Raw genomic sequence first — 637 nt, 5'->3', positions numbered from 1 at the left:
TTGACCTTGTTCAATCTTTTTCCATTGTTGGGGAATGGCTAATTCATTTCCTGAATCACAGGAAGCAAAGCCACATTGATGGGAGAGAAAGAGGCGTTCCTTAGATAGAATTTGACTGGCTTCTTCCAGCAACTTGTAAACTCGCTCTTCGTCGTCTAGGTCAGTTGTTTTCGAAGAGAGCAGCCCTAGAACAACCTCAGCATCCTTATCTTTCAATGCTTCCAGTGCCTTAATGTCGCCGGAGGTATCGTTATCCCATTCTAGGAAGAAGCGGTCGTAGTGCTGGTTGGCCAGGAATTTCTTAGCGATGGCCTCATAGGTTCCACCAGTTGCCGAACGACTTTCGTAATTACCACGACAGTTGTGGGTCCAGACCTTGAGTCCAATTTGGTGGCCGTAGTCAGCGACTTCATTGTTGATGGCTATAAAGTCGTCTGCTAATCCAGCCAGTTGTTCATTGCTAAGACCGGCAAATGGTGTCAGCGGATTGCTAGCATCAAAGAGCTCCCAGAGACAGTCATCAAATTGGACGATTTCCCCGCCGGCTTCCTTATATTCGCTCAAAAATTCCTTATAGGCCCCAATGAGTCCAGCCCTGAGCTCTTCATTAGTCTTGTAAACTTGGTCGGGCCCAGCA

General features: G+C 47.4%; 1 pseudogene. It reads right to left on the bottom strand.

What is annotated here, in order from left to right:
• Positions 1 to 637, bottom strand: a pseudogene (locus tag FH871_RS34455) (hypothetical protein); the annotation flags it as partial.

It is taken from the genome of Larkinella sp. C7, from assembly GCF_006149005.1.
Lineage (GTDB): Bacteria > Bacteroidota > Bacteroidia > Cytophagales > Spirosomataceae > Larkinella.
The sequence above is the reverse complement of the archived record's forward strand: the minus strand, read 5'-3'. Positions and strand labels throughout refer to the sequence as shown.